Source organism: Leifsonia sp. Root1293 (assembly GCF_001425325.1).
Classification (GTDB): domain Bacteria; phylum Actinomycetota; class Actinomycetes; order Actinomycetales; family Microbacteriaceae; genus Orlajensenia.
On record NZ_LMEH01000002.1, the window covers coordinates 299,392 to 324,875 of the forward strand.

Genomic DNA, 25,484 nt, shown 5'->3' on the forward strand with positions numbered 1-25,484 from the left:
TCAGCGACTGACGGGATCGGTTCCGTCGGGGCGCTCGAGCTCCTCCCGTGACGGAAAGCCCTCCCAGTCCCCGGGGTGCAGGCAGGCCGCCGCCCCCGTGCGCACGGCGAGGTCGAGCCGCTCGGCGACGCTGCTTCCGCGCAGCAGTTCGGCCAGGTAGCCGGCCACGAAGGCATCGCCGGCTCCGACGGTGTCGACGACGGGAACGGGCACGGCAGGCCGCCAGGTGAGCTCGTCGTCGCGAAGGGCGACGGCACCGCGGTCGCCGAGCTTCACCACGACCTCCGCGGGGCCGAGTGCAGCGAGGGCACGCGCCAGTGCGGCGGGGTCGTGCGAGGGCAGACCGGTGACGAGGGCGGCCTCGTCGGCTCCGGCGAAGACGATGTCGGCGCGTTCGGCCAGCGTCCTGTAGACCTCTCCCGCGCTCCGCTCGCCGGGCACGTCGGTCCACAGGGCGGAGCGATGGTTCACGTCGAAGGAGACCGGGACGCCGACATCCGCCGCCCGATCGATGGCGGCCTCGATGCTCGCCCGCGCGGACTGAGACAGCGCCGGCGTGATGCCCGTGACATGCACGAGCGCGAAGCCCGCGATGTCGACGACGTCGAGGTCGTCGGGGCGCAGTCGGCTGCCGGCACTGCCGGCACGGTAGTAGGTGACGGCGGTTCGTCCGGCCGACGGCGACTCCTTGATGAGCAGGCCCGTGGCGGCCGTCGGGTCCACCGGGGCCACGACGGTCACGCCCTCGGCCCTGAGCTCCCGCACGACACGGCGTCCGAGACCGTCGTCTCCCACGCGGCCGAGCCAGGTGACCGCCATCCCGAGCCGGGCGAGTCCGATGGCGACGTTGCCCTCGGCGCCACCGGTGCCGACGGCGAGCTCGCCGAGATGGGCGAGAGAGCCGATCTCGCGGGTGCGCAGCACGCCGAGGCCCTCGCCGACGGTGAGGACGCCGGATGCCCGCGGCGATGACCCTGCGACAGTGCCGACTCCGGTGTCGTGCTCGGCCATCACGGCACCAACTCGACCGCGGCGCGACTGAGCCGGGAGATCTCGTCGAAATCGCCGGCTGCGATGAGCTCCCGGGTGGCCATCCAGCTGCCGCTGACGGCGAAGACCGATGGCGAGGCGAGATACTCCCGGGCGTTCTCGGGCGTGACTCCACCGCTCGGCAGGAAACGCACGCCCGGGAACGGACCGGCGAGAGCGCGGATGAGGTCGAGCCCGCCGAGGGGGCCGGCCGGGAAGAGCTTCAGGCGGTCGAGGCCGAACCGGAGTGCACGCTGCACCTCGGTGGCCGTCGCGACGCCGGGCAGCACGTCGACGCCGAGCTCGATGGCCCGCTCCACGACGTCGTCGGCCAGGCCGGGGCTCACGACGAAACGGGCACCGGCGTCGACCACCCGATCGACATCGGCCGCGGTGAGCACGGTGCCGGCGCCCACGACGAAGTCGGCAACATCTGCGGCGGCCTCGATGGCACGGATGCCGGCCTCGGTGCGCAGCGTGATCTCGGCGCAGCCGATGCCTCCCCGCAGCAGCGCCGAGGCGAGGTCGGGGGCGTGGCCCGGATCGTCGATCACGATCACGGGCACGAAGCGCTGGCCCACGATGCTCATCGGCCGAGCCAGCCGCCGTCGACGGGGAGGATGATGCCCGAGACGTAGTCGGAGCCCGGCGCCGCGAGGAACACCGTGGCGCCGGCGATGTCGTCGGCGTCGCCCCAGCGACCGGCGGGGATGCGCTCGAGGATGGCGCGTGAGCGGTCGGCATCCGCCCGCAGAGCCTCCGTGTTGTCCGTGGCGATGTAGCCGGGGGCGATGCCGTTCACCGTGATGCCGCGCGCCGTCCACTCGTTGGCGAGGGCCTTCACGAGACCGGCGACACCGGACTTCGCCGCTGCATAGCCCGGAACGTTGATGCCGCCCTGGAAGCTCAGCAGGCTCGCGGTGAAGATGATCTTGCCGCGACCCCGTTCGAGCATCCCGTTGGCCACGGCCTGGGTCAGCACGAACTGGCTCGAGAGATTCACCTCGAGTACCCGATCCCAGAGGGCGAGCGGATGCTCAGCGGCGGGCGCCCGCTCGATGGTGCCTGCGTTGTTCACCAGGATGTCGATCGAACGCCCGCGCAGCTCATCTCCCAGGGCCATGACGGCATCGCGATCGGCGAAGTCCACAGCCCGGGCCTCGAAGGCGCGGCCGTATGATGCGACCACGGAGCCGATGGCGCTGCCATGCTCCTCGATGGTGGCGCTGACGGCGATGATGTCGGCTCCGGCCTCGGCCAGGGCCGACGCCATGGCGAAGCCGATGCCGCGGCTGGCGCCGGTGACGACGGCGGTGGTGCCGGTGAGGTCGAAGAGGGCGCTCACGACGCTGCCCCGTCTGCCGATTCGATCGGCTGCCCGGCCTGCACGTCGACGAGCACCTTCATGGCGCGTCCTCCCTGCAGGTCATCGAACGCCGCCCGCGTCTCGGAGAGCGGCACGATCTTGGAGATGAGCACGGCACTCGGGATGGTGCCGTCGGCGATGAGCTCGACAGCGCGCTCGAAGTCCGTGCGCTGGTACACGCGGGCGCCGAGCAGCCGCAACTCGCGCCAGAACACGCGCTGGAGATCGATCTCCCGGGGAGTCGGGTGGATGGCGACGACGACGATCGTGCCGCGCACCTTGGCCAGGGCCGTGGCTCCCAGCACTGCGGCGGCAGCGCCCGAGACCTCGAACACCACGTCGGCGCCGGCGCCGGCAGTCCAGTCCTCGACCCAGGCGACCTGGTCGGTCTCGCGCGGGTCGATGGTCGCGAAACCCAGTGCCTCGATCTGGGCCCGTCGGTTGGGGTCCAGCTCGATCACGGCCACCTCCGCCCCGAACGCCCTGGCCACCGTGGCGATGAGCACGCCGATGGGGCCGCCGCCGATCACCACCGCCTTCTCGCCGGGAGCGATCTCCGAGCGGCGCACGTCGTGCACGGCGACGGCGACGGGTTCGACGAGGGCCGCGGCGTCGAGTGGGATGTCGGCCGGCAGTGCCACGAGCGTGGCGGCCGGCACGTTCCAGAGCGCCTGCAGGGCGCCGGGCGAGTCGATGCCGATGAAGTCGAGGTTCTGGCAGATGTGCTGGTTGCCGGCCAGGCAGGCCGGGCAGGTGCCGTCCCAGTCGAGCGGCATGACCGTCACCGCGTCGCCGATGCTCCACCCACCGACGTCGGCTCCGACCGCGGCGATGGTCCCGCTCATCTCGTGACCGAACACCAGCGGGGTCGCCACCCGGGCATCCATGGCGCCGTGCAAGATGTGCAGGTCGGTGCCGCAGAGCCCGACGAAGGAGACCCTGATCTGCACCTGGCCCGGTCCGGGCGCGTGCGGAACGGCGTCGGCGATCGTGATCGTGGAATCGCCTGTGTACGCGGCGGTCAACATTGAGTCTCCTGGCAGTGATGAATCGAGCGGATGCTGCGCGCCTGCTGGCCCGGCGGCATCGTCGATGTCGGGTGATTCACCCAATCAATTGGGCAACTCTGACCCGATTATCGCAGAGAAATGGTCTTTCGGTGTCGATTGATCTAATCTTTAGACGCACCCTTGCCCGTTGCTGTGGAGGTTCCTCGATGTTGAGTCGCACGTTGGGGTCGGCCGTGCGCCTGACCGAACTCGGGATGGGTGCCGCCCAGCTCGGCAACCTCTACCGCGAGACGACGGATGCCGAAGCCGGCGGTGCGGTCGATGCCGCCTGGGACGCGGGGATCCGGTACTTCGACACGGCACCGCACTACGGTCTTGGCCTCTCGGAACGCCGCCTCGGAGCCGCTCTCGCCGATCGCCCGCGCGACGAGTACGTGCTGTCGACCAAGGTGGGCCGCCTGCTCGTGCCGAGCGGGTACCCGGAGGGCACCATGGACGACGGCGGCTTCGCCGTTCCGGCGACGGTACGCCGCGAGTGGGACCTGAGCCGCGACGGCATCCGGCGGTCGGTGCACGAGAGCCTCGAGCGCCTGGGGCTCGACCGCATCGACATCGCCTATCTGCACGACCCCGACGACTTCGGGTCCGAAGCCCATTCCACGGCGATCCCCGCACTGATCGAATTGCGTGACGAAGGCGTGGTGCGCGCCGTCGGGGCCGGCACGAACCAGTCCGCCATGCCGGCCGAGTTCGTGCGCCGCCACGACGTCGATGTGATCATGCTCGCCGGCCGCTACACCCTGCTCGAGCAGGGAGCTCTCGACGACCTGCTGCCGCTCGCCGAGGAGCGCGGCGTCGGGATCGTGGCTGCAGCGGTCTACAACTCCGGGCTGCTGTCGCGCCCGCGTCCGCCCGCCGGCGCCCTCTACGACTACGCGCCCGCTCCGGCCGAGTTGATCGCGAAGGCCAACGCCATCGCCGACGTCTGCGAGGAGTTCGGCATCACCCTGCCCGAGGCGGCCGTCGCCTATCCGCTGCGGCACCCGGCCGTCGTCTCCGTCGTCGTCGGGATGCGCACGGCCGAGCAGGTGCGCGGCACGGCCGAGCGCTACGAACGGGACATCCCGGAGGAGTTCTGGACTGCTCTCGACGAGCGCGGCCTGGTGCGCCGTGCCTGAGCGCTCAGCCCGCCGTGGCGGCGTCGGGGTCGGCGAGAGCGGCATCGGCTTCGCCGAAGTGCATCGCGGTCGACTCCTCGACGCCCAGCACGTGCACAGACATGCGGATGCGGGCACGATCCGGGTCGCGGGCCATGAGCGCCTCGAGGATGGCGCGGTGCTCGCGCTGCGTCTCGCGCACGGCCCCCTGCTCGTGGATGGCACGCCAGAGGCGCGCTCTGGCGGTGCGTCCGACGAGTGCCTCGATGATGGCCGCGAAGGCCGGATTGCCGCTGGCCTGCGCGATGAGCCTGTGGAAGTCCGTGTCGACGTCGATGGTCGCCTCGAGGTCGATGCCCGGCTCGTCGGCGAGCAGCGCGTCGCCGCGGTCGAGGATGCGCCCGGCGGCCTCGAGGTCGGCATCCGTCATGCGCAGCGCGGCGTGGGCCGCGGCCTCGGGCTCGAGCACCCGACGAACGCCCAGCAGATGCACGCTGTTCTCGGGCGACTGCAGGTCGGCGAGGAAGCCCAGCGGCTCGAACAGCTGGCTCGGCCCGAGGTCGGTCACATAGGTGCCGTCGCCCTGCCTGGTCTCCAGGACGCCCAGCACGACGAGGGCGCGCACGCCCTCGCGGAGGGATCCGCGCGAGACGCCGAGCAGGGCGCAGAGGTCCTTCTCGACCGGGAGCCTGGCGCCAGCGACGAGGCGCCCGCTCGTGAGCATCTCCCGGATGCCGTCGATCACCACGTTCGACTGCGATCGGGGCGTCTCGCCGCCCGTGGTGCGTGTGGTCATGGGCACATCCTAGGCTGGCGCCGCGCTGCACTAGCGACAGTCATCAGATCTTTGCCGACGCGGATGCCGGTGCCGGCACCGACCCAGAGAACCAAGGAGCGCCCGTGAGCCTCATCATCGATTCGCACCAGCACGTCTGGGACCTGAACCGGGCCGAGTACTCCTGGCTGGGGCCGGATGCCGGCATCCTGCACAGGTCGATCCCGATGGACGAGGTGCTCCCGTCCTTCGCCGCCGCCGGCATCACGGGCAGCGTGCTCGTGCAGTCCGCGGACAACGACGAGGACACCGACTACATGCTCGAGGTGGCGCGGCGCACACCGCAGGTACTCGCGGTCGTCGGCTACGTGCCCCTGCACGAACCGGACCGCGCGGCCGAGCGTCTCGCCGAGCTGCAGCGCGAGCCGCTGTTCCGCGGGGTGCGCAACCTCATCCACGATCGCAGCGACCCGCACTGGCTGCTGCGTGACGACGTCGACGCGACCCTCGGGATGCTCGAGGAGGCCGACGTGCCGTTCGACGTGGTGGGGGTGCTGCCGGAGCACCTGAAGGCCGTCATCGCGATCTCGGAGCGGCATCCGCGGCTCCGCATGGTGCTCGACCACCTCAACAAGCCGCCCATCGGCGCCGCCGATCACGAGCCGTGGTGGTCGCTCATCGCCCGGGCGGCAGAGAACCCGCTCGTGTTCGGCAAGGTCTCCGGCCTCTACTCCTCCGTCGGAGACCCGGCCGACTGGACCGTCGAGGGCGTACGCCCGGTCTTCGAGCACGCCATCGAGGTGTTCGGACCCGACCGCCTGCTCTACGGCGGCGACTGGCCGGTCTCGCTCATCGCCGGCGGGTACGGCAGGGTCTTCGCGGGCATCACCGCGTTGCTCGCCGACCTCGACGAGGGCGACCGGGCCCGCATCCTCGCCGGAACGGCCGCCGAGGTCTACTCGCTCGATCTTCCGCCCACCCCGAACTCCAGCATCGCCACCGACCTCGCCACCGACCTCCAGAAGGAGACCCCGTGACCACAGACACTCCCATCAGCCTCGCCAGACTCGGGGAGCCCGGCTCCGAGATCCCCGTCGTGCGCATCGGCGGCCGCACCCTCGACGCCCGCGGTGTCACGGCCGACTTCGACGGCGCCTTCCTCGCGGCCGACGGCATCGCCCGCCTGCGCGCGGCCGTCGACGAACTGCCCGAGCTCGAGGCGAGCGCCGACCTGCGGATCGGCGCCCCCATCGCGCGACCCGGCAAGATCGTCTGCATCGGCCTCAACTACCGCGACCACGCCGAGGAGACCGGCGCAGCCCTCCCCGCCGAGCCCGTCATCTTCATGAAGGATGCGTCGACTCTGGTCGGCCCCTTCGATGATGTGCTGATCCCGCGCGGATCGGTCAAGACCGACTGGGAGGTCGAACTCGGCGTCGTGATCGGCAGCACAGCCCGCTACCTCGACTCTCCCGATGACGCCCTCGCCCACGTGGCCGGCTACGCCGTCTCGCACGACGTGTCCGAGCGGGAGTTCCAGCTCGAGCGCGGCGGCCAATGGGACAAGGGCAAGAGCTGCGAGACGTTCAACCCGTTCGGACCGGAGCTCGTACCGGCCGACCAGGTCGGCGACCCCCAGGCCCTCGGTCTGCGCCTGAGCGTGAACGGCACTGTCCGCCAGGACGGCACCACGGCCAACATGCTCTTCTCCGTGGCTCACGTCATCTGGTACGTCAGCCAGTTCATGGTGCTGCATCCGGGGGACGTCATCAACACCGGCACTCCTGCCGGCGTCGCCCTCGGAATCGCCGGCAACCCCTACCTGCGCGAGGGCGACGTGGTCGAGCTCGAGATCGACGGCCTCGGCCGCGCACGCCAGACGCTGGTGCAGGCATGAGCGCCGCGGCTGGGAGCGGTGAGTTCGACGGCCTCGTCGCCCTCGTGACAGGCGGGGCGTCGGGCATCGGCCTGGCGACCGCGCAGACCCTCGCGGCACGCGGAGCGCGGGTGGCCGTGCTCGATCGGGCGATCGATGGGCTCCCCGAGCCGCTTCATGGTTTCGTCGCCGACGTGTCCGACCGCGCCTCGGTGAACGCGGCCGTCGCGGCCATCGCCGACGAGCTGGGCGGTATCGACATCGTCGTGAACAACGCCGGCATCAGCGCCGTCGGCACCGTCGAGGAGAACGACGACGCCGAGTGGGCGCGCGTGCTCGACATCAACGTCGTCGGCATGGCCCGGGTGACGGCCGCCGCGCTGCCCTTCCTGCGGATGTCGGATGCCGCAGCCGTCGTGAACCTCTGCTCCATCGCCGCGCTCAACGGACTGCCGCAGCGAGCCCTCTACGCGGCATCGAAGGGCGCTGTGCTGGCACTGACCTACGCGATGGCCACAGATCACGTCGCCGACGGCATCCGCGTCAACTGCGTCAGCCCCGGCACCGTCGCGACCCCGTTCGTCGATCGGATGCTGGCAGGCTTCGCCGACCCCGCCGCCGAGCGCGCGGCCCTCGACGCCCGGCAGGCGACGGGACGCATGGTCGAGCCGGCAGAGGTCGCTGCCGCGATCGCCTACCTCGCCAGCCCGCTCTCGGGCTCGACGACGGGCACGGCGCTCGAGGTCGACGGCGGCGTCACGCACCTCCGCGTGCGCCCGGCGGCGGCACGATCATGAGGCGCCTCGCCTCCGTGATCGGGATGCCGCCCGAGAACGTCGAGGAGTACGAGCGCCTCCACGCCGCAGTCTGGCCCGCCGTGCTCGAGAGACTCCGGCTCAGCAACGTCACCAACTACTCGATCTACCGCCACGGCGACGTCCTGTTCTCCTACATGGAGTACGTCGGCGACGACTTCGAGGCCGACATGGCGGCGATTGCCGCCGACCCGGCGACCCAGGAGTGGTGGGCGGTCTGCGAGCCGCTGCAGCGACCGTTCGCCGATCGGGCCGAGGGCGAGTGGTGGAAGGACATCCCCGAGATCTTCCACCTCGACTGACGGACGCGGCGCTCGACGACCGGGCGAGTGGCGTCGACCTGCCCGGCGGCATCCGTGCCCCGACGGGGTCGGAGAGTGACGCGGTGAAACATGACGTACACAGGAAGCCCGTAGTCTCGGCTGGTGACCTTCATCCCGACGCCCCTGGAAGAGCCCGGCCGCGACGTGGTGCGAGGCGGTGTAGCCGACGCTCTGCGCTCCGACGTGAGCCTGCTCGGAAGCCTGCTCGGCCGCGTGCTCACTGAGGCCGGCGGCCCAGAACTGCTGCACGACGTCGAGAGCCTGCGCGGACTCGCGATCGAGGCCTACGAGGGTGACGGCCGCGTCTCGATCGAGGCCGCCGAGGAACTCGTGGAGTCGTTCACCCCCGGCCGCGCCGAACAGGTCGCCCGGGCGTTCACCGTGTACTTCCACCTCGTCAACCTCGCCGAGGAGCACCACCGGGTGCGGGTGCTGCGTTCGCGCGACACCTCGAAGACGGATGCCGGCAGCGACACCCTGCCCGGAGCCCTCGCCCGGCTCGTCGACGAGGTCGGGGCCGACGAGACGGCTGCCCGCCTCGAGGGGCTGCGCTTCCACCCCGTGCTGACCGCACACCCCACCGAGGCGCGACGACGGGCGGTGGCATCCGCGATCCGGCGCATCTCGGAGCAGCTCGACCGGCACGACGTCGTGCGCCCCGACAGCTCCGCGGCGATCGAGCTCCACCGTCGGATGCTCGAGGAGATCGACACCCTGTGGCGGACCTCGCCCATCCGCACGACGCGTCCGACGCCGCTCGACGAGGTGCGCACGGCGATGAGCATCTTCGACCAGACGCTGTTCGAGGTCGTTCCGCGGGTCTACCGCATGCTCGACGACGCCCTGCAGCCCGACACCGCCGGCCTCGCGCCCGCTGCCGCCCCGGCGTTCATGAGGCTCGGAACCTGGATCGGCGGCGACCGCGACGGCAACCCGTTCGTCACCGCGGACACCACTCTCGAGGCCGCTCGCATCGCATCGGAGCACGTGCTGCTCGGGCTCGAGAAGGCGGCGACCCGCATCGGTCGCACGCTGACGATCGATTCCACTGACACGCCGGCATCCGCGGAACTCACACAGCTGCTCGAACGCCAGAGCGACATGGCCGCGGCCGTCGCATCGAAGATCGGAACCCGCGCTCCGCACGAACCGCACCGCAGAGTGCTGCTCGTCGTTGCGGCGCGCATCGCCGCCACGCGCACGGGCGACGACGCCCTCGCCTACAGCGGACCGGATGAGCTGATCGCCGAGCTGCGTGTCATCCAGAGCTCGCTGAGTGCCGGTGGCGCTCGCCGCAGTGCGTACGGCGAACTGCAGGGGCTCGTGTGGCAGGTGCAGACCTTCGGATTCCACCTCGCCGAGCTCGAGGTGCGCCAGCACTCCAAGGTGCACCGGGAGACCCTCGCCGAGGTGCGGGCCGGCGGAGAACTGAGCGAGATGAGCCGCGAGGTGCTCGCCGTCTTCCGCACGATCAAGACCCTTCAGGACACCTACGGCGTGAACGCCTCGCGCCGGTACATCGTCTCGTTCACGCAGAGTGCACAGGACCTCGCCACCGTCTACGAGCTCGCGGATGCAGCTCTCGGCGCGCAGGCTCCGGTGCTCGACGCCGTGCCGCTGTTCGAGACCTTCGCCGACCTCGAGGCATCCGTCGACATCCTGAACGGCATGCTCGAGCTTCCGGCCGTGCAGGCACGGCTCGCGGCGACGGGCCGGAAGGTCGAGGTGATGCTCGGCTACTCGGACTCGTCCAAGGACGTCGGGCCCGTCGCGGCCGCCCTCGCCCTGGACACCGCCCAAGCGCGCATCTCGGACTGGGCCGCCGAGAACGACATCGTGCTCACTCTCTTCCACGGCCGCGGCGGCGCCCTCGGCCGCGGCGGCGGACCGGCGAACGAGGCCGTGATGGCCCAGCCTCCGGGATCGGTCGACGGCCGGTTCAAGCTCACCGAGCAGGGCGAGGTGATCTTCGCCCAGTACGGAGACCAGTCCATCGCCGAACGGCACATCGAGCAGATGGCCGCCGCCGCGCTGCTGGCATCCGCTCCGGCGAACGGGGAGGCGAACAGGCTGGCTGCGGCCGAGTTCCGTTCCTTGGCCGATCGCCTCGACGAGACCTCGCGCGATCGCTTCTTCGCGCTGGTGAAGGCCGACGGCTTCGCTCCGTGGTTCGCGCAGGTGACGCCGATGGAGGAGATCGGCCTCCTCGCGCTGGGCTCGCGCCCGGCTCGTCGCGGACTCTCGGTCGAGTCGCTCGAAGACCTGCGCGCCATCCCGTGGGTGTTCTCCTGGACCCAGGCGCGCATCAACCTCACCGGCTGGTTCGGCCTCGGCACGGCGCTCAAGGCCGTCGGCGACGTCGACCGGCTCCGTGCCGCCTACGCGCGCTGGCCGCTCTTCGCCGCCATGATCGACAACGTCGAGATGTCGCTGGCGAAGACCGACGTGCGCCTCGCCGAGCGCTACCTGGCGCTCGGGTCGCGCGACGACCTGCGCGATCTCGTGCTCGACGAGATGGCGCTCACCCGTGAGTGGGTGCTGCGTACGAGTGGCAACGCCGAGCTGCTCGAACGCCGCCCGGTGCTGCAGCGGGCCGTCCGCCTGCGCAGCCCCTACGTCGACGCGCTCTCGCTGCTCCAGTTGCGGGCGCTTCGTGCCCTCCGATCGGCGGAGGGGCCGGATGCCGCGGCGGAGCCGCTGCGATTGCTGCTCTTCACGGTCAACGGGGTGGCTGCCGGACTGCAGAACACCGGCTAGGAGTCAGGAGGCGCCGCCTCCGGGCTCCGGATCCGCTCCGGATGCCGCTGCCCCGCCGGCCGCCGATTCGCCGTCGTCTTCTCCATCCTGCGCCCGCGCACGGGCGCGGCTCTCGCGCACTTCCTGACGCGAGCGGCCGATGAGCGCCAGAGCGAGGAACGGGCTCAAGGTGACGAACGCCGCGAACGAGGTGAACACGAGGGTGCTGAACGTGAACGGCGCCGCGATGAGCGCCGAGACGATGAAGGCCAGCACCACGGCGCCCGCCAGCGCCACCCCGGTGCGGCCGAGCCAGGCGATGCCTGTCGCGGCGTACGCTGCGCACGAGGCGACGGCGAGCAGGCAGACGAGTTCGGCGACGATCATCACCGGCAGGTACCAGTCGGAGTGCGGCGGTACTCCGAAGCTTCCGGGGGAGAGGCCGACGGCGTTGCTCGAGAACATCAGCGCCACCAGTGACGCGAGCACGATCACGACCCCGCGGACGACGGCCCGCTGGCGGCGCGTTGCCTCCCGAACCGCCGGCTCCGGCCGCGTCATCCAGATTCCGTCATCGGGCGCCCCCGGAGCTCCGTAGGCGTAGCCGTCCTCGCCGGAGGCCGGCGCCCGGTGCGAGGTGCCCGATGTACGGGGTGCCGGGTTGTCGTCGAAGCGCGGGGCTCGCGGGGCCGACGAGGTTCCGGATGCCGCAGGCCCTCGTTCGGTGCCGACGGGATCGCCGGTGGCGTACACGCGGAGCACCTCGTAGGCCTCCGTCAGGGTGATGAAGCGGGCGGCGGCATCCGTCTGCTGCTTGGCGGTTCCCCCGGCGAACCGGTCGGGATGTGCGAGCCGGGCCTTGGCGTTGTAGGCCGCGCGGATCTGGGTCTGGCTCGCCGTGGGCGGAACGCCCAGGATCGCAGCAGCCCGCTGGGGGGTCAGGGCGCTGTGGGAGTGCGTGCTCGGCATGGGCCCACGCTCCCTTCGCTCCCGGAACGTCTCCAGTCTGCGGCATCCGGCGGCTCGAACGTCAGGTCGGGTGGCAAGAACCTGCCGCGACCTGCGTTCGCTGAGGCCCGGACGGAGTCCGCGGTCGAAGCGCCCCTTCGGACCTGCACGCTTCGGGCGGTCGCTGCGCTCGGCCCTCAGCGAGCGGTGCGTCTTCGGGCGGTCGCTGCGCCCGGCCCTCAGCGAGCGGTGCGTCCTCAGGCGGTGACGAGCAGGCGGGCCACCGAATCGAGCGCGCCGGGAACGAGCGCGAAGTACGCCCAGGTGCCGCGCTGGGTGCGGCTGAGGAAGCCGGCATCGACGAGAACCTTGAGGTGATGCGAGACCGTGGGCTGGCTGAGCCCGACGGGCTCGGTCAGGTCGCAGGCACAGGCCTCCTGGCCCTCGGATGCCGCCACGATCGAGATCAGCCGCAACCTGGTGGGGTCCGCGAGTGCCTTGAGTGATCGCGCGAGGTCGTCGGCGTTGGCCGCCGTCAGGGTATCGCGAGTGAGAGGTGAGCAGCACGCGGTGACGTCCGTCACGGGGAGGAGGGGAAGCGTCTGCGACATGCCGTCAGTCTAGGGGATATTGACATCCGTCGATATAAGCGGCCATACTCCATATCGAAACCCATCGATATAGGCGCAGCCCGTGAGGGCGCCGAGATATCCGGAGATGCCATGACCTTGCTCGACCTCGCACCGACGCTGCAGCGCTCGCCGCGTCTCGTGGGCCTGCCCGTCGCCATCATCGGCGCCGGTCCGGTCGGCCTGGCCGCTGCAGCCCACCTGGTCGAGCGCGGCATCGAGGTCGTGCTCCTCGAGAGCGGGCCGACGCCGGCGGCCGGCATCGCATCGTGGCGGCACATCCGCCTCTTCTCGCCGTGGGAACACCTCGTCGATCCCGCGGCACGCCGTCTCCTGGAGGCGAGCGGCTGGACGCCTCCCAGCTCTGGAGTCGCGCCTTACGCCGGCGACCTCGTCGACGACTACCTGGCGCCGCTCGCCGCCCTGAGTCCGATCGCCTCCAGCATCCGAACGGGCACGACCGTGGTGTCGGTGTCGCGCGAGGGGATGGATCGCACGCGTTCACTGGACCGGGCGGGAACACCGTTCGTCCTGCGGCTCGCGACGCCGGACGGCGTCTCGGAACTGGCGGCCAGAGCCGTGATCGACGCCTCGGGCACCTACAACCACCCGAACAGTCTCGGCTCGAGCGGCCTCGACCCCCTCGGCTACGACACCGTCGGCGCCAGGATCAGCGCGGCGCTTCCCGATGTCCTGGGCGTCGAGCGGCCGCGGTTCGCCGGTCGTCACACTGTCGTCGTCGGCGCCGGCCACTCGGCGGCGAACACCCTCATCGACCTCGCCAGGCTGGCGCGCGATGAGCGCAGCACTCGGGTGACCTGGCTCATCCGCAACTCCGCCGCGGCGAGGGTGTCGTCATCGGATGCCGATGGCCTGCCGGGTCGCGCCTCTCTGGGGCAGCGCGTCGAACGGCTCATCGGCTCCGGTGCCATCGACCGCGTCGACGGCTTCGAGATCGTGAGGCTCTCGGCGACCGATGGCGGGGTCGCGATCACCGGTCGCCGCTCCGACGGCGAGGCGACGCTGACCGCCGACATCATCGTCAATGCCACGGGCTTCCGCCCGAACCTCGACATGCTGCGTGAGATCCGGCTCGACCTCGACGAGGTCGTCGAGGCGCCCCGCCGTCTGGCGCCACTCATCGACCCGAACGTGCACAGCTGCGGCACCGTCGAGCCGCACGGCTTCGCCGAGCTCCAGCAGCCGGAGCCGAACTTCTTCCTCGCCGGAATGAAGAGCTATGGCCGGGCGCCCACCTTCCTTCTCGCGACGGGCTACGAGCAGGTGCGCTCCATCGCGGCGTGGCTCGACGGCGATCTGGCAGCGGCGTCGAGCGTGCGCCTCCAGCTGCCGGCAACCGGGGTGTGCTCCACTGGGGTGCCGGCCGAATCGGCCGCCGCGGTGTCCGCGGCACCCGCGCCATCCTGCTGCTCCTGATCCTCACATCGACTGAAAGCGAACCCATCGTGACGACGACCACCCCATCAGTCCTGTTCGTGTGCGTGCACAACGCCGGGCGCTCCCAGATGGCCGCCGGCTACATGACGGCCCTCTCGGGCGGTCGCGTCGAGGTGTTGTCGGCAGGCTCGGAGCCGAAGGACCAGATCAACCCGATCGCCGTGCAGGCCATGGCAGAGGAGGGCATCGACATCGCGAACAACGTGCCCAAGATCCTCACGACGGATGCCGTGCGCGATTCCGATGTCGTCATCACGATGGGCTGCGGCGATACCTGCCCGATCTTCCCGGGCAAGCGATACGAGGACTGGGAGCTCGACGATCCGGCCGGACAGTCGATCGAGGCTGTGCGCCCCATCCGTGACGACATCAAGAGCCGCATCCGGAGCCTGCTCGGCGAGTTGCTGCCCGACCTGGCCTGAGCGGCGCAACCCGTAGCGCTCCGACCCCCGCGACGGCGAGGATGGCGGAATGGACCCCGTTGAAGCCCTCGAGGAGATCGCGTTCAGGCTGGAGCGCGAGCTCGCCTCGCGCTACAAGTCGAAGGCGTTCCGCAAGGCCGCCGGCATCATCGAGCCGTTGGGTGCCGCCGAGGTGGCCGCCCAGGTCGCCGACGGACGGCTGAAGCGCACGGCAGGCATCGGCGCGACGACCTATGCCGTCATCGAGCAGGCCAGCGAGGGTCGCGTGCCCGACTACCTTTCCGAGCTGCGCACGCGCGATGCGGCGACGGATGCGCCGGCCGGGTCGCTCCGCACGAAGCTGCGCGGCGACCTGCACAGCCACACCGAGTGGTCGGACGGCACGACGAGCATCGAGACGATGGCCAGGGCAGCCGAGGCGCTGGGGCACGAGTACCTCGTTATCAGCGACCACTCGCCGAACCTGAAGGTCGCCCGCGGGCTGACGGCCGAGCGCCTCGCCGAGCAGCTCGAGACCATCGAGGCGCTCGACGTGCACGGCAGCGGCATCCGTCTGCTCACGGGAATCGAGGTCGACATCCTCCTCGACGGAAGCCTCGACCAGACGCCAGAGATGCTCGGCCAGCTCGATGTCGTTGTCGCCTCGGTGCATTCGAAGCTGCGGGCGGATGCCGCCACCATGACGAAGCGGATGCTCGGCGGTGTCACCGACCCGCGCACGAACGTGCTCGGCCACTGCACCGGGCGGCTTGTTCAGGGGTCCCGCGGCACCCGGCCGCAGTCGGAGTTCGACGCCAGACGGGTGTTCGAGGCCTGCGCGGAGAACTCGGTGGCCGTTGAGATCAACTCGCGCCCGGAACGGCAGGATCCGCCAGACGAGCTGATCGCTCTGGCGCTGGAGATCGGATGCCTGTTCAGCATCGACAGCGACGCCCATGCGCCCGGGCAGCTGGGGCTGCTCGATCTGGGGGCGGCACGGGCCGAGAAGGCCGGGGTTCCGGCCGATCGGGTCGTCAACACCTGGCCGGTCGAGAAGCTGCTCGACTGGGCGCGACCCGTCTCGGGCTGACACGGCTTGCGAGGCTGCCCTCGCGCATCGGGGATGTTCGCATCTACCGGTCGCCGGCTGACGCGCGTACCGTCGTGCCATGAGCACCCTCACCGAGAGACTCGCCCAATCCGTGCCCTCCTGGGGAGCGAGACTGGCGTACGGCGACAAGACAACGCTCGACGGGCACGAGATCCTTCCGGTCGCCGTGGTCGTCTTCGGCTTCGGCGGAGGCGAGGGATCGGGTGATGTTCCCGATGCCGACGGTCCAGGCGCCGACAGGCGTGGCGATGGCAGCGGCGGTGGCGGCGGTGGCTACGCGCTGCCGATCGGCGCGTACGTCGGTGGCCCCGACGGGCCGGTCTTCCGCCCGAACCCGATCGCGATGATCGCCGTCGCGATCCCGCTGGTCTCGGCCGTCGGGCTGGCGCTGGCCCGCCTCAGCCGCAGAAGCGACTGAGCGCGGCCCACCTCGCCCCGCGGCCGACGCCGCTCCAGCCGGCCACGAGGCCATCCGTTCGCCCGCCCGCTCCGAACACTCTCTAGCGGGTGATCTCTCTCCCGCGCTGAGCGGATGCGGAGAGCGACATGGCGAACGACAAGCGCCACCCCCGGAAGCGGTTCTGGGTCTGGAGCGCGCTCGCGGGGCTCGTGAGTGCAGCGGCCTTCCTCGCGTCGGCCGAGCTCGTCGCCCTCGTGTTCGCCCGTGAGGGCAGCCCCATCCTGGCCGTCGGCTCGTTCGTGATCGACATCGTGCCGCGCTGGGCCAAGGAATTCGCCATCGAGACCTTCGGCGCCAACGACAAGCTGTTCCTGCTGCTCGGCCTCGCGGTCGGGGTGGCCGTGGCCGCAGCCGTGGCCGGTGTGCTGCAGTTCCTGCGTCCGCCGCTCGGCGTCATCGCTCTGGGCATCGCCGGAGTGCTCTCCACGGCGGCCATCGTGACCCGCGCGGGTGCGACGGCCCTCGCCTGGCTGCCGCCGGTCGTCGGCACCATCGTGGGCTCGCTTCTGCTCTGGCTGCTCGTGACCAAGCTCCGCTCGTGGCGCGACGACGTGGTGGCGTCGCGCCGCGATGCGGTCACCTCGACGGATGCCGCCGCCGGCTCGGAGTCCGCCGCGGCATCCGGAACCGCATCCGGAACCGCATCCGCAAACCCGGCGGCTGCGGCCGCGAAGGGTCCGCTCGACCGCCGCAGCTTCTTCCGGCTGCTCGGCATCACCGCCGCCGGTGCGGCGATCGTGGGCGTCGGTGCCCGCGTGGTGAATGTGACGACGGGGTCGATCGACGCGGTCCGCAAGGCACTGAAGCTGCCGGCCGCTCAGGAGGCCGTGACGATCCCGGATGGCGCCGACCTCGACATCCCGGGCATCTCTCCGCTCTTCACGAGCAACAAGGACTTCTACCGCGTCGACACCGCTCTCACGGTGCCGAGCATCGACCCCGACTCTTGGCGCCTCACGATCGACGGCATGGTCGGCGAGAAGATCGAGCTGAGCTTCGACGATCTGGTGGGGATGGGCCTCAACGAGTACTCGATCACCCTCACCTGCGTCTCGAACGAGGTCGGCGGCGACCTGCTCGGCACCGCGAAGTGGCTCGGCATCCCCGTGCGCGACGTGCTGAAGAAGGCGGCCCCGAAATCGGGCGCCGACATGGTGCTCTCGCGCAGCATCGACGGGTTCACGGCCAGCACCCCGCTCGCCTCGCTCACCGATCCGAAGCTCGACGCCATCCTCGCTGTGGGCATGAACGGCGAGCCGCTCCCGCTCGAGCACGGCTTCCCCGTGCGCATGGTGGTGCCCGGCCTCTACGGCTACGTCTCGGCGACCAAGTGGCTGACCGAGCTCAAGGTCACCACGTTCGCGAAGGACGAGGCCTACTGGACTCCCCGTGGCTACAGCGCGAAGGCCCCGATCAAGTTCTCCTCGCGCATCGACACCCCCCGGCTCGACAAGGCCATCGACGCCGGTCCGGTGAAGGTCGCCGGGGTCGCCTGGGCCCAGACCGTCGGAATCAAGCAGGTCGACGTGAAGATCGACGACGCCGACTGGCAGAAGGCGACGCTCTCGGTTCCGGTGAACGTCGACACCTGGGTGCAGTGGTACGTCGACTGGGAGGCGACGCCCGGCACCCACTACGTCACCGTGCGGGCGACGGACAAGAACGGCAAGCAGCAGGTCGAGGAGCGGGCCCCCATCGCCCCCGATGGATCGAGCGGCCTGCAGAAGACCCTCATCAGGGTGAACTAGACCGAGTTCCGATCCGGATGCCGAAGGAGGCGAGCGCTATGACGAGACGCGGCTCAGCGCAACGGCGCCAGGCCCTCGGCCAGCGCCTGCAGCTCATCGAGCTCCTTGCGGATGATCGCCGTCTCCTTCTCCTGCGCGACGAAGACGCCGTCGACCACCTGCCTGCCGCCGAAGGTGAGCTCGACGTTGGCGCCGACGCGGATCATTCCGAGGCTGGCGAGCACGGGAAGCAGGGCGACTACGCCACGGGTGCCTGATGACACGCCTCCATAGCTCACGAACCCGATGGGCTTCCTCCACCACTCCTGGTTGAGGAAGTCGATCGCGTTCTTGAGGGCGGGGGAGGAGCTGTAGTTGTACTCCAGCGTGACGAAGAGGAAGGCATCCGCCGCGTCGACGCGTTCACTCCACGCGATGGTGTGCTGCTGGGTGTACTGACGCAGCCGCGGGTGATTCGGCTCGTCCATGAACGGCAGGCCGAGCTCGAGCAGGTCGACGAAGTCGACGTCGAAGCCGCCGTGCTCGATCGCCCGATCGCGCACCCACTCCGCGATCGGCAGTCCCACTCGGCCCGGTCGCACACTGCCGACGATGATCATCAGTCTTGTCATGGATCCCCCTTGAACGGATGCCTCGACACTATGCCCGGGCTGGGGCAACACTCGCGCCCCGGGGCGGCCGGCGGGTTCCCTCAGGTCGCAGCCGTAAGACGCCCGGCCAAGATCCGCGCTCGGCTGAGCTGCACCGAGCGCGCCTGGCCAGAAGCGAATCGCAGCAGGCCGAACGGGGCGTGCACCGTGATGGTGTCGGTGACGCGGGAGGCGGCATCCGCCCCGCCGGACGGCTCCACCGTGTACCGATAGCTCAGCCGAACGCCCCCGGGGCTCTCGACGTCGCCGCCCACGACCCGATGCTCCGCATCCGACACGTCGCTGGCGAGGGTCACGGCGATGAGGTTGTCGTAGTGCAGCCCGATCGCCGAGAAGCGCTCGACAGCCGTGTACGCCGTGACGCCGGGTCGCCCGGAGACGGCGCGCACGTCGCGCACCGCGACGATGAGCGGCGAGAGCCCGAGATAGCTGTGCGGGTCGGAGAGGTGCGCGGCGACGGCGGCTGGGGGAGCCGTCACCGTGAACGAGTGCGAGAGCACGCGGCTGGGCACCGCTGTCAGGCTCCGAGCAGGGCGTCGAGCGACGGATGCAGGTGCCTGGACGGGAGCACGGTTGCGGCGTGGGCGGCTCCGGCACGGAGCGCGGCATCGACGTCGGCACCGCCGAGCGTCGCGTCGAGCACGGCCGACATGAAGGCGTCGCCCGCTCCGTTGGTGTCGCGGACGACGACGGGCACGGCCGGGACCTCGTGGCGCCGCATCCGGCGGCCGGAGTCACCGGCGGATGCCGATGCCGACACTGCGATCGCTCCGCGCGCCCCCAGGGTGCAGACCGCGAGGGTCGCGCCGCCCTGCACCGTCGTCTCGAGGAAGTCCCACGGGTCGCCCGGCAGGCTGTCGGCGTTCATGAAGACGGCGTCGGCCCCCTCCAGGAACGGACGATGGAACTCGCTCTCACCGTCGTAGTCGTGCAGGTCGGTCCAGATCGGCACGCCGGTTGCCCTGGCCGCCGGCAGCAGGTCGCGGCTGCGCACCGACAGGTCGAGCACGAGGGCAGCGGCATCCGTCATCGCGGTCATCAGCTCGTCATCCGCCGCAGCACCTGGCGAGGTCGGCGACGAGAGGTAGAGCGAGACGCGCTCGCCGGCGCGGGTCATGAGGTTGATGTGGCGCTCGGTGGCGTCGGACTCGGGGGCGATCAGGCGGATGCCGCTGTCGGTGAGCACCCGACGCACGCGCTCGCCGTCGGGGTCGGTGCCGAGGAGGGTGTGGAGCACCACGGGCCGGCCGAGCCCGACCAGTCCGAGCGCCTTGCCCGCCGAGGTGCCGCCGAGGGTCTCGTACTCCTCGGAGGCGAACTGCATGTGCGGCACGGGCTCCGGCAGGTGGTCGAGGTAGACCAGGCGGTTCCAGGATGCCGGTCCTGAGATGAAGACGTGCTCGGCCATGCTGCCTCCCGGTGTCGGCCGCCGATCGGCCACATCGAGAGTAGCGGGGTCTGCGTGCAGTGGCGACGGACCTGTCCGCGTCCGTTCACGCCACTTCGCGGGCCTGTGCGCCCCGTGATGCGGCGCGGAACCCCGCGAAATGGCGCACAGGGCGACGGGCGCCGACGGATGCGGCTAGAGGACGGGCCCGTCGCTCTCGGTGATGTTCGCGCCCTCGAAGAAGGGGTCGACGCCGAGGTCCTTGTCGTTCTCCTTGCGCAGCTTCGCCTGCACCTCGGGGTCGTCTGCGAAGTCGCGGTCGTCTGGGCTGGTGTTGTCGGGGAGGTTCGTGTCGGTCATGTCCGCCACGCTACTCCGCTCCGCCGCAGCATCACTCGGGTGCGTCGTTGCGGAACTGGAACTGCACCCTGGACGACCCGTCGAGGGGAACCACGAGCGTGGTGTCGCGGTTGGTCCACACGTCGGGAACGAGGAACATCCTGTCGTCGCCGACGATGAGGAGCCGCAGGCCCCAGTAGCGGTAGCGGAACTTCTCCTCGGCGGAGTCTGGCAGCTCGAGCTCGTCGACCCCGGCCTCCGCCGGGAGGAAGAGCCGCTGCTGCGTGTCGATGATGACGCTCGGCAGGTCTCCGAGCTGGCGGACCTGGGCCTGGGCGATTCCGCGCCCCGACCACTGGGCGATCGTGGCCGTGGCCCAGAACAACGCCGCCGCGACCGCCAGCCAGAGCAGCACGATGAGCGCCAGGCGCGGTCGCGGGCGCAGCAGGGCCAGAGCGTAGGCACTGCCGCCGCCGCCGGCCGCGATCACCAGGGGCGTGACCAGCGGGTAGTACGGCCAGTCGCCCAGCAGGGGGTAGAGCACGAGCAGGACCACGCCGGCGGCCAGCAGGGCGAGGCCGGTCACGGCGACCCGCCGCATCCGTCGCCCGAATCCGGGGTCCTCCTTCCGGCGCAGAACCGCGGCGTGCAGTGCGACGAGCGCGGCGCCGACCAGCACGAACGCGAGCAGGGGAACGAGCAGGGGCTGGGGGCTGCGCATCACGTAGTCCTGGGTGCCCAGCCCGATCACGTCGACGTCGACGCCGAAGTAGTCGTACTGCGCTCGCGAGGAGACGTAGCCGAAGTAGAACAGCAGCGCTCCGATGAGGGTGGCCGGGGCGATGACGTTGCCGAGGAACCCGATCCAGCGCTCGAACCGCGCACCCTCCGGCTGCTCGGGGGGAGTCGTCGGCGCGGACATCACTCGCCCGTGCCGTCGTCGGGCGGGGTGATGTCGTCGGTGGGAGTCTCGCCCTCGGGGGCGTCCTCGACGGTGGGCGTCTCGTCGATCGAGGTGCCGTCGTCGGTGGGCGTGCCGCCATCGGCCGGATACTCGAGGGAGATCGCGACGTTCGGATCCGCTTGCACGCCCTCGACGAAGGCGGAGCACTCCGCCGAGTCCGGCGCATCGCACTCGGCCGAGCCGGTGAGGCTCACGGTGGGCGGCGTGCCCTGATCGGCGACGAAGACCGCGCCGTTCCCGGCGACGGCCAGCACGCAGTTCAGCGCTGCGGCGTCGAAGACGTGGCCGAGGCAGGCGGGGGCGCTGCCGGCGCATCCGTCGACGACGTCGAAGATCGGCGGCGAGAAGTGCGCGCCGGTCACGGTGATCGCGATGCCGCCGGGAATGGGCTCGCCGCCCTGGGTGATCCAGTTGACGTCGACGCATTGCCGGGCCGGATCGGCCGGGTCGGGTGCGTGGGGCCCGCCGATCGGGAGGTGCGGCAGTTCGATCGCGATGGCCTCGCCGTCTTCGTCCCTGCCCTCGTCCCCGCCGTCGTCCGGAGGAGGTGCGCTGGTCGCGGCGGTCGGCGCAGCCGTGCTGAAAGGCGTCGGCTCGGGTTCCGGTTCGGCGGCGCTCGGTGCGCAGCCGGCGAAGACGGTGATGGTCAACGCCGCGACGGCGATCGCCCACAGAGTGCTGACGCGCATAGTGGCCCCCCAGGAGTGGGATCGGCGACCGACGCGGTTCCGGCGGTGCCGGTGGCCTCCACTATCCGCCTTCCGATGCCACAGGGCAATGCCGGTGCGGGCTCTTACGCTGCGGTTTGCGAGGCGCCCCGCAAGCGCATGCGCCCGATCACGCAAGAAATCATCAAAAAGCTGACATTTCCTCACGCACCCTTGTGCGGCGGATGCGGCCACTCGTAATGTCGGCCTCATCCCCGCGTGCTCCAGGCACGTCGGTGCCCGACGCAGCGCACCACTTCGAGAGACGAGTCGACGATGACACGGAACGAATCCACGACGGCACGCGTGACCCCATCACGCCCGCCCGGCCGAGCGGCACTCGCGGCGGTCGTGGCTCTCACGATGACGACCGCGCTCGCGATCGCGGGCGCAGGGCCGGCGACTGCCGCCGCCTCCGCGGCAGCATCCGCGCCGCCGGTCGTCACCCGCGCGGCTCTCGACCCGTCACTCGTGGCAGGTCGTGGCGCCGATGTCGCGTTCAGCGAGCAGGAGGCCGAGAACGCCAGGACGACAGGATCCGTCCTGGCGGCCGACCGCACGGCCTACACCCTCGCAGCCGAGGCGTCGGGGCGCAGTGCCGTATCGCTGACGCCCGGCCAGTACGTCGAGTTCACCCTGCCGAAGGCAGCCAACGCGATCACCGTGCGCTACAGCATCCCCGACTCAGCCTCGGGCGGCGGCATCACGGCGCCCCTTGCGGTCACCGTCAACGGCGGCGCGAAGCGCACCATGACCCTCACGTCGCAGTACTCCTGGCTCTACAACCAGTACCCGTTCACGAACGACCCGCAGGCCGGCCTCCTCCACCCGGACTGGTGGATCACCGAGTGCGCCTGCGTCCCGGCGGCGACGACCCCGACTCCGGTGATCTCGACGCCGTTCCGTCCCATGCACTTCTACGACGAGCAGCGCCTGCTGCTGGGCAAGACCTACAGGGCGGGCGACGTCGTGAGACTCACCGCGCCGGTCGGCAGCGCGGCATCCGTCACCGTCATCGATCTGCTCGACAGCGAGAAGGTCGGCCTTCCGCACGTGAGACTCGTCGCGGCGAACGTGCTGTTGTTCGGTGCGGACCCCCTCGGCAGGAAGGATTCGGCGCCCGCATTCGACAAGGCCATCGCCTTCGCGAAGAAGCACAAGCTCAAGGTGTACGTGCCGCCGGGCGTCTACCAGGTGAATCGGCACATCATCGTCGACGACGTCACCATCGAGGGCGCCGGCAACTGGTATACGACGATCCGCGGCACCGAGGTCGCGCTGTCGACTCCCACCCCCGACGGGTCGGTGCACACGGGCGTCGGGTTCTACGGGAAGGATGCCTCCGTCGGAGGCAGCCGCAACGTGCACCTGTCGGGCTTCGCGATCCAGGGCGACGTGCGCGAGCGCATCGACACCGATCAGGTGAACGGCATCGGCGGCGCCCTCAGCGACTCGACGATCGACGGCCTGTACATCCAGCACACCAAGGTCGGCATCTGGCTCGACGGACCGATGACGAACGTGTCGATCACCGACAACGTGATCGTCGACCAGATCGCGGACGGGCTGAACTTCCACACGGGAGTCACGGACTCGACGGTGGCGAACAACTTCGTGCGCAACACCGGCGACGACGGCCTGGCGATGTGGTCGGAGAAGGTGGGCAACGCCGGAAACACCTTCGACCGCAACACCGTGCAGACGCCGACGCTCGCGAACGGCATCGCCATCTACGGCGGGACGGACAACACGGTGTCGAACAACCTGATCGCCGATCCCATCCGTGAAGGCAGCGCCATCCAGGTCGGGTCGCGGTTCGGAGCGGAGGCGTTCACCGGCCACCTCTGGATCACCGACAACACCACCGTGAGGTCGGGCACGTACGAACTCAACTGGAACATCGGGCTCGGCGCCATCTGGGTCTACGCGTTGGAGAAGAACATCGATGCCGACATCCAGGTCGTGGGCGACCACTTCCTCGACAACACCTACAACGCGATCATGGTCGTCGCCGACTGGCCGGTGAAGGACCTCTACTCGGTGACGAACCTGCACTTCGCCGACATCAGGGTCGACGGCACGGGAACGTCGGTGCTGAGCGCTCGCGCGGCCGGCACGGCGACGTTCGAGAACGTCGATGCCCGCAACGTCGGTGCGGTCGGCGTGAACAACTGCGGCACCTTCCACTTCACGCCGGCGGGGTCGGAGTTCTCGCTCGTCGACCTGGGCGGCAACGACGGCGGAGGCACGACGGGGCCGTGGCTGGCGCCCTGGGAGCTGCCGAACACGATCACCTGCGACGATCGCCCGCCGGTGGTGGCACCCCCGGCCCCGTCCGCCTGGTAGCCGCCGCCCCCTCCACCCACAAACGCGTCGAGTCGCCCGCTTTCGTCGCCATGATGCCTTGCGGCATCCGTGGTGGCGACGAAGTCGGGCGACTCGACGGCAGGAGGGTTCAGCAGCGCTGGATCAGTACCAGCCCTGCGCCTCGGAGGTGTCCCAGGCGGCGCACGGCGATCCGTAGCGGCCAGCGATGTAGCCGAGGCCCCAACTGATCTGGGTCGCGGGGTTGGTGGCCCAGTCGGCACCGGCCGAGGCCATCTTGTCGGCGGGCAGGGCCTGCGGGATGCCGCCGGCTCCGCTCGAGGCGTTGTAGGCGTTGGCGTTCCAGCCGGACTCCTTGTCCCACAGGGGCACGAGGCAGCCGAACTGGTCGTCGCCCCAGCCGTACTGCGACGCCATCATGTCGCGAGCGATGGCCTGCGCCTCGCTCGGGTTCGACGGGGCGGACGGGCGGGATCCGCTCGATGCGGTCTCGGTCGACGCGCTGGACTCGGCTGCTGCGGCTTCAGCTGCTGCGGCCGCCTCTGCTGCTGCAGCGGCTTCGGCCGCGGCCTTCTCGGCGGCGATGCGGTCCACCTCGGCTGTGGCGGCAGCCACGGTGTGCGCCTCGGCGGAGATGCTGTCGACGAGCTCGAACACCCGCTGGGGAGCGAGCAGCTCGTAGTGGCCGAGGGCGGCGACCTGGGTCGACAGCGTGGTGGCGTCGGTCTTGCCCTGGGCGGCGGTGACTGTGGCCTGGGCGTTCGCGAGCGTCACGGTGGCCGACTTCGTGGCCTGGGCCTCGAGGATGCCGCCGTGGGTACCGAGCTGCTCGGAGTGCAGGCCGGTGCTCTGGGCGAAGGCCGCCGTGGCGACGTTGCGCTCGTTCTGGGCTGTCACGGCCGACTGCAGCACGAAGCCGGTTCCGACCATGCTTCCGATGGCGACGATCGCGCCGGCGGTGAGGATGGGAACACGGCCGCGGTGCCAGATGGAGGTTCGGGGCGAGGCGTCGAGCGCCTCTGCCTTCGATGCGGACGTACGGGTTTTCGTTGAAGAGAACAGGTTGCGTATGACTTTCACTCGGCGGTTCGCGCGGCACATCGGCTGGCGCGGGCCTGAATCTTTCGTTCCTCGGGCGGGGGCGCCCGGGCGAAGTGGACAGTCTGCACACGCACTCTGGACGAAACCTCATGTTGTCCTGTGAATGTCATCCGAGTCCGGATGTCGCTGCGGCGCGCTCGAACCCCCGTGCATCCGCTCTACGACGGGG

The 25,484-nt window shown here is 70.4% G+C and carries 26 protein-coding genes; 12 read left to right on the forward strand and 14 right to left on the reverse strand.

Going from position 1 to position 25,484, the window contains the following annotated elements; translation table 11 throughout:
- The 4 genes from ASC59_RS13270 to ASC59_RS13285 are packed head-to-tail and all read right to left on the reverse strand — an operon-like array spanning position 1 to position 3,423.
- Positions 1 to 1,011: a sugar kinase gene (locus ASC59_RS13270; protein ID WP_055823983.1), complete on the reverse strand. Its 1,011-nt coding sequence runs from the start codon at positions 1,009 to 1,011 to the stop codon at positions 1 to 3.
- Positions 1,011 to 1,619: a bifunctional 4-hydroxy-2-oxoglutarate aldolase/2-dehydro-3-deoxy-phosphogluconate aldolase gene (gene eda, locus ASC59_RS13275; protein WP_055823987.1), complete on the reverse strand. Its 609-nt coding sequence runs from the start codon at positions 1,617 to 1,619 to the stop codon at positions 1,011 to 1,013. The genes ASC59_RS13270 and eda overlap by 1 nt, the downstream gene beginning before the upstream one ends.
- Positions 1,616 to 2,374: an SDR family oxidoreductase gene (locus ASC59_RS13280; RefSeq protein ID WP_055823991.1), complete on the reverse strand. Its 759-nt coding sequence runs from the start codon at positions 2,372 to 2,374 to the stop codon at positions 1,616 to 1,618. The genes eda and ASC59_RS13280 overlap by 4 nt, the downstream gene beginning before the upstream one ends.
- On the reverse strand, positions 2,371 to 3,423 hold the full coding sequence (locus ASC59_RS13285) for a zinc-dependent alcohol dehydrogenase (protein ID WP_055823994.1): 1,053 nt from the start codon (positions 3,421 to 3,423) through the stop codon (positions 2,371 to 2,373). Before ASC59_RS13285 ends, ASC59_RS13280 begins: the two co-directional genes overlap by 4 nt.
- 188 nt (positions 3,424 to 3,611) lie before the next feature.
- On the opposite strand from ASC59_RS13285, the gene ASC59_RS13290 reads away from it, so the two are divergent.
- The gene (locus ASC59_RS13290) at positions 3,612 to 4,583 is read left to right on the forward strand and encodes an aldo/keto reductase (protein ID WP_055823997.1); all 972 of its coding nucleotides are present in this window, start codon (positions 3,612 to 3,614) and stop codon (positions 4,581 to 4,583) included.
- A gap of 4 nt (positions 4,584 to 4,587) precedes the next feature.
- Here the strand turns inward: ASC59_RS13290 and ASC59_RS13295 are convergent, their stop codons facing one another.
- A complete protein-coding gene (locus ASC59_RS13295; RefSeq protein ID WP_055824000.1) occupies positions 4,588 to 5,358 on the reverse strand; it encodes a FadR/GntR family transcriptional regulator in 771 nt (256 codons plus the stop codon).
- A 104-nt stretch (positions 5,359 to 5,462) separates the two neighbouring features.
- Between ASC59_RS13295 and ASC59_RS13300 the strand changes: the two genes are divergently transcribed.
- From ASC59_RS13300 to ASC59_RS13320, 5 genes are all read left to right on the forward strand, one after another.
- Positions 5,463 to 6,374 (forward strand): amidohydrolase family protein, encoded by a 912-nt coding sequence (locus ASC59_RS13300; protein WP_157488144.1) that lies wholly within the window; start codon positions 5,463 to 5,465, stop codon positions 6,372 to 6,374.
- A gap of 14 nt (positions 6,375 to 6,388) precedes the next feature.
- Positions 6,389 to 7,234 (forward strand): fumarylacetoacetate hydrolase family protein, encoded by an 846-nt coding sequence (locus ASC59_RS13305; RefSeq protein WP_055825510.1) that lies wholly within the window; start codon positions 6,389 to 6,391, stop codon positions 7,232 to 7,234.
- Complete coding sequence (locus tag ASC59_RS13310) at positions 7,231 to 8,010, forward strand: SDR family NAD(P)-dependent oxidoreductase (RefSeq protein WP_055824003.1); 780 nt, start codon at positions 7,231 to 7,233, stop codon at positions 8,008 to 8,010. Before ASC59_RS13305 ends, ASC59_RS13310 begins: the two co-directional genes overlap by 4 nt.
- Positions 8,007 to 8,330: an L-rhamnose mutarotase gene (locus ASC59_RS13315; RefSeq protein ID WP_055824005.1), complete on the forward strand. Its 324-nt coding sequence runs from the start codon at positions 8,007 to 8,009 to the stop codon at positions 8,328 to 8,330. The genes ASC59_RS13310 and ASC59_RS13315 overlap by 4 nt, the downstream gene beginning before the upstream one ends.
- 123 nt (positions 8,331 to 8,453) lie before the next feature.
- A complete protein-coding gene (locus ASC59_RS13320) occupies positions 8,454 to 11,108 on the forward strand; it encodes a phosphoenolpyruvate carboxylase (RefSeq protein ID WP_442915100.1) in 2,655 nt (884 codons plus the stop codon).
- Between the two features lie 3 nt (positions 11,109 to 11,111).
- On the opposite strand, the gene ASC59_RS13325 is transcribed toward ASC59_RS13320, so the two are convergent.
- Both ASC59_RS13325 and ASC59_RS13330 read right to left on the reverse strand, forming a co-directional pair.
- Positions 11,112 to 12,056: a J domain-containing protein gene (locus ASC59_RS13325; RefSeq protein ID WP_055824012.1), complete on the reverse strand. Its 945-nt coding sequence runs from the start codon at positions 12,054 to 12,056 to the stop codon at positions 11,112 to 11,114.
- 236 nt (positions 12,057 to 12,292) lie between these two features.
- The gene (locus ASC59_RS13330; RefSeq protein ID WP_055824014.1) at positions 12,293 to 12,646 is read right to left on the reverse strand and encodes an ArsR/SmtB family transcription factor; all 354 of its coding nucleotides are present in this window, start codon (positions 12,644 to 12,646) and stop codon (positions 12,293 to 12,295) included.
- A 111-nt stretch (positions 12,647 to 12,757) separates the two neighbouring features.
- Between ASC59_RS13330 and ASC59_RS13335 the strand changes: the two genes are divergently transcribed.
- From ASC59_RS13335 to ASC59_RS13355, 5 genes are all read left to right on the forward strand, one after another.
- Complete coding sequence (locus ASC59_RS13335; protein WP_055824017.1) at positions 12,758 to 14,101, forward strand: FAD-dependent oxidoreductase; 1,344 nt, start codon at positions 12,758 to 12,760, stop codon at positions 14,099 to 14,101.
- 26 nt (positions 14,102 to 14,127) lie between these two features.
- On the forward strand, positions 14,128 to 14,544 hold the full coding sequence (locus ASC59_RS13340) for an arsenate reductase ArsC (protein ID WP_268765498.1): 417 nt from the start codon (positions 14,128 to 14,130) through the stop codon (positions 14,542 to 14,544).
- Between the two features lie 49 nt (positions 14,545 to 14,593).
- Positions 14,594 to 15,613: a PHP domain-containing protein gene (locus ASC59_RS13345; protein WP_055824020.1), complete on the forward strand. Its 1,020-nt coding sequence runs from the start codon at positions 14,594 to 14,596 to the stop codon at positions 15,611 to 15,613.
- A 79-nt stretch (positions 15,614 to 15,692) separates the two neighbouring features.
- Positions 15,693 to 16,052: a hypothetical protein gene (locus ASC59_RS13350; protein WP_055824023.1), complete on the forward strand. Its 360-nt coding sequence runs from the start codon at positions 15,693 to 15,695 to the stop codon at positions 16,050 to 16,052.
- Between the two features lie 128 nt (positions 16,053 to 16,180).
- Positions 16,181 to 17,842 carry a molybdopterin-dependent oxidoreductase gene (locus ASC59_RS13355; RefSeq protein ID WP_055824027.1) on the forward strand — a complete coding sequence of 554 codons (1,662 nt, stop codon included), beginning with the start codon at positions 16,181 to 16,183 and terminating at the stop codon, positions 17,840 to 17,842.
- Positions 17,843 to 17,895: 53 nt separating this feature from the next.
- Here ASC59_RS13355 and ASC59_RS13360 read toward each other — a convergent pair whose 3' ends face one another.
- From ASC59_RS13360 to ASC59_RS13380, 6 genes are all read right to left on the reverse strand, one after another.
- Positions 17,896 to 18,453 carry an NADPH-dependent FMN reductase gene (locus tag ASC59_RS13360; RefSeq protein WP_055824030.1) on the reverse strand — a complete coding sequence of 186 codons (558 nt, stop codon included), beginning with the start codon at positions 18,451 to 18,453 and terminating at the stop codon, positions 17,896 to 17,898.
- Positions 18,454 to 18,533: 80 nt separating this feature from the next.
- Positions 18,534 to 19,004, reverse strand: coding sequence for an SRPBCC family protein (locus tag ASC59_RS13365; protein WP_055824033.1), 471 nt, complete (start codon positions 19,002 to 19,004; stop codon positions 18,534 to 18,536).
- A 5-nt stretch (positions 19,005 to 19,009) separates the two neighbouring features.
- Positions 19,010 to 19,900: a carbohydrate kinase family protein gene (locus ASC59_RS13370; RefSeq protein ID WP_055824035.1), complete on the reverse strand. Its 891-nt coding sequence runs from the start codon at positions 19,898 to 19,900 to the stop codon at positions 19,010 to 19,012.
- 174 nt (positions 19,901 to 20,074) lie between these two features.
- Positions 20,075 to 20,239, reverse strand: a complete 165-nt coding sequence (locus tag ASC59_RS17285; RefSeq protein WP_157488145.1) for a hypothetical protein — start codon at positions 20,237 to 20,239, stop codon at positions 20,075 to 20,077.
- Positions 20,240 to 20,270: 31 nt separating this feature from the next.
- Entirely contained in the window at positions 20,271 to 21,140 is an 870-nt protein-coding gene (locus ASC59_RS13375; RefSeq protein ID WP_055824038.1) for a hypothetical protein, read from the reverse strand.
- Positions 21,140 to 21,871 (reverse strand): hypothetical protein, encoded by a 732-nt coding sequence (locus ASC59_RS13380; protein WP_055824043.1) that lies wholly within the window; start codon positions 21,869 to 21,871, stop codon positions 21,140 to 21,142. Before ASC59_RS13380 ends, ASC59_RS13375 begins: the two co-directional genes overlap by 1 nt.
- Before the next feature lie 294 nt (positions 21,872 to 22,165).
- On the opposite strand from ASC59_RS13380, the gene ASC59_RS13385 reads away from it, so the two are divergent.
- Positions 22,166 to 24,235, forward strand: coding sequence for a glycosyl hydrolase family 28-related protein (locus ASC59_RS13385; protein WP_055824046.1), 2,070 nt, complete (start codon positions 22,166 to 22,168; stop codon positions 24,233 to 24,235).
- Positions 24,236 to 24,358: 123 nt separating this feature from the next.
- On the opposite strand, the gene ASC59_RS13390 is transcribed toward ASC59_RS13385, so the two are convergent.
- Positions 24,359 to 25,294, reverse strand: a complete 936-nt coding sequence (locus tag ASC59_RS13390) for a lytic transglycosylase domain-containing protein (RefSeq protein ID WP_235492735.1) — start codon at positions 25,292 to 25,294, stop codon at positions 24,359 to 24,361.
- Between the last annotated feature and the right edge of the window lie 190 nt (positions 25,295 to 25,484).

Excerpts from the sequence above, each read along its gene's own strand:
- ASC59_RS13355 (WP_055824027.1), top strand. The coding sequence starts at position 16,181 with ATGGCGAACGACAAGCGCCACCCCCGGAAGCGGTTCTGGGTCTGGAGC.
- ASC59_RS13380 (WP_055824043.1), bottom strand. The coding sequence starts at position 21,871 with ATGCGCGTCAGCACTCTGTGGGCGATCGCCGTCGCGGCGTTGACCATC.
- ASC59_RS13325 (WP_055824012.1), bottom strand. The coding sequence starts at position 12,056 with ATGCCGAGCACGCACTCCCACAGCGCCCTGACCCCCCAGCGGGCTGCT.
- ASC59_RS13330 (WP_055824014.1), bottom strand. The coding sequence starts at position 12,646 with ATGTCGCAGACGCTTCCCCTCCTCCCCGTGACGGACGTCACCGCGTGC.
- eda (WP_055823987.1), bottom strand. The coding sequence starts at position 1,619 with ATGAGCATCGTGGGCCAGCGCTTCGTGCCCGTGATCGTGATCGACGAT.
- ASC59_RS13270 (WP_055823983.1), bottom strand. The coding sequence starts at position 1,011 with ATGGCCGAGCACGACACCGGAGTCGGCACTGTCGCAGGGTCATCGCCG.
- ASC59_RS13290 (WP_055823997.1), top strand. The coding sequence starts at position 3,612 with ATGTTGAGTCGCACGTTGGGGTCGGCCGTGCGCCTGACCGAACTCGGG.
- ASC59_RS13350 (WP_055824023.1), top strand. The coding sequence starts at position 15,693 with ATGAGCACCCTCACCGAGAGACTCGCCCAATCCGTGCCCTCCTGGGGA.
- ASC59_RS13375 (WP_055824038.1), bottom strand. The coding sequence starts at position 21,140 with ATGTCCGCGCCGACGACTCCCCCCGAGCAGCCGGAGGGTGCGCGGTTC.
- ASC59_RS13360 (WP_055824030.1), bottom strand. The coding sequence starts at position 18,453 with ATGACAAGACTGATGATCATCGTCGGCAGTGTGCGACCGGGCCGAGTG.
- ASC59_RS13370 (WP_055824035.1), bottom strand. The coding sequence starts at position 19,900 with ATGGCCGAGCACGTCTTCATCTCAGGACCGGCATCCTGGAACCGCCTG.
- ASC59_RS13315 (WP_055824005.1), top strand. The coding sequence starts at position 8,007 with ATGAGGCGCCTCGCCTCCGTGATCGGGATGCCGCCCGAGAACGTCGAG.
- ASC59_RS13310 (WP_055824003.1), top strand. The coding sequence starts at position 7,231 with ATGAGCGCCGCGGCTGGGAGCGGTGAGTTCGACGGCCTCGTCGCCCTC.
- ASC59_RS13345 (WP_055824020.1), top strand. The coding sequence starts at position 14,594 with ATGGACCCCGTTGAAGCCCTCGAGGAGATCGCGTTCAGGCTGGAGCGC.
- ASC59_RS17285 (WP_157488145.1), bottom strand. The coding sequence starts at position 20,239 with ATGACCGACACGAACCTCCCCGACAACACCAGCCCAGACGACCGCGAC.
- ASC59_RS13295 (WP_055824000.1), bottom strand. The coding sequence starts at position 5,358 with ATGACCACACGCACCACGGGCGGCGAGACGCCCCGATCGCAGTCGAAC.
- ASC59_RS13385 (WP_055824046.1), top strand. The coding sequence starts at position 22,166 with ATGACACGGAACGAATCCACGACGGCACGCGTGACCCCATCACGCCCG.
- ASC59_RS13335 (WP_055824017.1), top strand. The coding sequence starts at position 12,758 with ATGACCTTGCTCGACCTCGCACCGACGCTGCAGCGCTCGCCGCGTCTC.
- ASC59_RS13285 (WP_055823994.1), bottom strand. The coding sequence starts at position 3,423 with ATGTTGACCGCCGCGTACACAGGCGATTCCACGATCACGATCGCCGAC.